This window comes from Micromonospora sp. DT4 (assembly GCF_049841675.1).
Lineage (GTDB): Bacteria > Actinomycetota > Actinomycetes > Mycobacteriales > Micromonosporaceae > Micromonospora.
Genome location: NZ_JBNCKT010000535.1, coordinates 1 through 218 on the forward strand (window position 1 = coordinate 1; position 218 = coordinate 218).

General features: G+C 59.2%; 1 protein-coding gene. It reads right to left on the minus strand.

Translation table 11 applies throughout. The annotated features are described in order from the left end of the window. Positions 1-204 (minus strand): hypothetical protein (locus tag ACLQ24_RS30785; RefSeq protein WP_425895221.1); only part of this gene is annotated, 204 nt, incomplete at its 3' end. Positions 205-218: the final 14 nt, after the last annotated feature.

Genomic DNA, 218 nt, shown 5'->3' on the forward strand with positions numbered 1-218 from the left:
GGCGGGAATTTTGCCCGAGTTCTCGCGATCTGGCCCCACCCAAAGCTGAATCCCCGCGATCCGCTCCTGATTGTCCTTTTCCTGCTTGGCTGTTGGTGGCCGGGGCTTCGGTGGCGGCTTCCCGGGCACCCTCAAGCCATTAAATCTCGATGTGTCGTCCTCATTCAGGTAGATGACCTCGAGGCGGCCTTTTTCTTTCAGCATCTCGGCCATCTCGC